At 42.1% G+C, this 1,755-nt stretch carries 2 protein-coding genes; both read left to right on the forward strand.

The features are described from left to right. Nucleotides 1–26: 26 nt before the first annotated feature. Complete coding sequence (locus H5159_RS20695; protein WP_182780963.1) at nt 27–860, forward strand: tyrosine-type recombinase/integrase; 834 nt, start codon at nt 27–29, stop codon at nt 858–860. Then, a partial coding sequence (locus H5159_RS20700; RefSeq protein ID WP_182780964.1) for a transposase occupies nt 857–1,755 on the forward strand: 899 nt, incomplete at its 3' end. The genes H5159_RS20695 and H5159_RS20700, both read left to right, overlap by 4 nt.

The following is a 1,755-nucleotide window of genomic DNA, read 5'->3' on the forward strand; positions in this document are numbered from 1 at the left end:
GGTTATCCCATATTTGGAGGTAAGTAATGAATACACTCATTGAACAAGTCAAAACTGAAATAGCCTATCTTGGTTATTCACAAAGTACCTGTAAAAGCTACTGCGAGCATTTGCTTAAACTCAGCCATTATTTTAATAAACCACTCGATTTAATTACTGATGATGAGCTGAATATCTTTTTTAAAGATCCCGCTATTCGCAAGCTCTCCAGAGCGAGTCAAAAAATACAAATAAACAGCATTTGGTTTCTGTTTAAGAATATTTTACATCGCCCACTGAACTTAGACATAGCCTTGCCTAAAGCAAAACCTCGGGCACCTACTTATTTATCGCGTGATGATCTTCGACGACTTATAGAAAGTTGCACGGATATGCGCTTAAAAACATTGATAGTGGTGTGTTATGGATGTGGTTTGCGTATTGGCGAACTGCTGCGCATCAAAGTGCAAGACATCGATGGACAGCGTAAAACCATTTTAATTGAACATGGTAAAGGAGATAAGTCACGCTATGTTGTTGTATCAGATAGCGTGCTAAATCAATTACGTTGCTATTGGAAAATGTATCACCCAACGGGCTGGATGTTTTATTCACGATGGTTAATGGATAAACCCATGTCACCCTCAAGCTTCAGAAAGGCATTGAAAAAACATGCACAAATGTGTGGTTTAAAGCACTGTAATCCACATGTATTACGCCATGCTTATGCAACACATCAACTTGAGTTAGGGATGCCGCTTCATCAACTTCAACATCAGCTTGGTCACAGTGACATTAGAACCACGCAAAGTTACTTACACTGGTTACCTGAATTAGGGCATGGTGGTATTGATTTACTCGCAAGTTGGGGAAACCAATGAGCGGCTTGCATCTCGCTGATATTTTAAATTCTGGCCTTGGGAATTATCGGCAGCACCACATAATGAGTTATCAGCAGTTACGAGTCTGCCAACACCTTCAATCATGCAGAACGGGACAGCTCGGTTATCAAGCATGGCAATGTGATAACTGTAGTGAAGTACAACAAATTGGATGTAGCTGTCGAGATCGGCATTGCCCACGTTGCCAAGGTATGGCAATGGCTAAATGGGTGCAAAGACAACAAGAGGATTTATTATCGTGTCGCTATTTCCACCTTGTTTTTACGCTCCCCCATGAGTTGAATATCATTGCGCACTATAACCCAAACGCGTTGTACCAGTGTTTATTTAAAGCCGCATGGCAAACGCTGTGTAAATTTGCGAAACGAAAGAGGCATGGTCAGCTAGGCATGACAAGCGTACTGCATACGTGGGGGCAGAACTTAAGTCAGCATATTCACCTGCATTGCTTGATACCCGCAGGCGCGCTTGATAAAGCGCACTGGCATGAAATAGAAAAAGGCTATTTATACCCCGTTAAAGCATTATCAACAGTGTTTAGAGGGAAAATGCTCGCGGCGCTCAATGAATGCGATAGTTCATTCGCGAAGGTAAGCACACCAACCAAATGGTGTGTGTATAGCAAAGCCTGTTTAACGTACAGTGAAAAGTTAGTCAGTTACCTTGCACGTTATACCCGAAAAGGCGTGATGTCAGAATCGCGATTAGTGTCAGCGACTGAAGAAACAGTGAGCTTTAAATACCGCGATTATGCAGAGAACAACCGCGATAAAGTCATGACTCTGAGTTGTGATGAATTTTTACGGCGCTACTTACAACATGTATTGCCCAAAGGGTTTATGCGCATTCGCCACTATGGCTTTTTAGCTAATGC

Origin of the sequence: Pseudoalteromonas sp. SG43-1 (assembly GCF_014164415.1) — a bacterium.
Lineage (GTDB): Bacteria > Pseudomonadota > Gammaproteobacteria > Enterobacterales > Alteromonadaceae > Pseudoalteromonas > Pseudoalteromonas distincta.

Excerpts from the sequence above, each read along its gene's own strand:
- H5159_RS20695 (WP_182780963.1), top strand. The coding sequence starts at position 27 with ATGAATACACTCATTGAACAAGTCAAAACTGAAATAGCCTATCTTGGT.